Raw genomic sequence first — 563 nt, forward strand, 5'->3', positions numbered from 1 at the left:
CGCGGTGAAGCCGGATGGCCGACACGCGGAGTTCCAGGGCGAGACCTTCCATTTCTGCTCGGAGAAGTGCCAGACGAAATTCAATGCCGATCCCTGGTTCTACGCCTCGGGCCGGGCGGCCGGGCAGAAGAAGGCGGCGCCGGCCAACGTCCACTACACCTGTCCGATGCACCCCGAAATCGTTCGCGATGCGCCAGGTTCCTGCCCGATCTGCGGCATGGCGCTGGAGCCGATGGTCCCCTCTGACGAGCCGAGCGAGGAGCTTACCGACTTCACCCGCCGGATGTGGATCTCCGCCGCGGCGGCGGTGCCGCTCATCATCCTGACCATGGGCGAACTGGTGGCGCTGCCGGTGCGCGACTGGATCGGGCACCAGACGGCCAGCTATCTGGAGTTTTTGCTGGCCACGCCGATCATCCTCTGGGCCGCCTTGCCCTTCTTCCGGCGCGGCTGGGACTCCATCGTGAACCGCAGCCCCAACATGTGGACGCTGATCAGCATCGGCGTGGCGGCGGCCTACCTTTACTCGCTCGTCGCGACGTTCCTGCCGGGTGTGTTTCCGG

General features: G+C 66.3%; 1 protein-coding gene. It reads left to right on the forward strand.

Features of this window, described 5'->3' with window-relative positions; genetic code table 11:
* On the forward strand, positions 1–563 hold a 563-nt coding region (locus V7702_RS16830; RefSeq protein WP_335651221.1), incomplete at both ends, for a heavy metal-binding domain-containing protein.

Source organism: Phenylobacterium sp. (assembly GCF_036963605.1).
Taxonomy (GTDB): domain Bacteria; phylum Pseudomonadota; class Alphaproteobacteria; order Caulobacterales; family Caulobacteraceae; genus Phenylobacterium.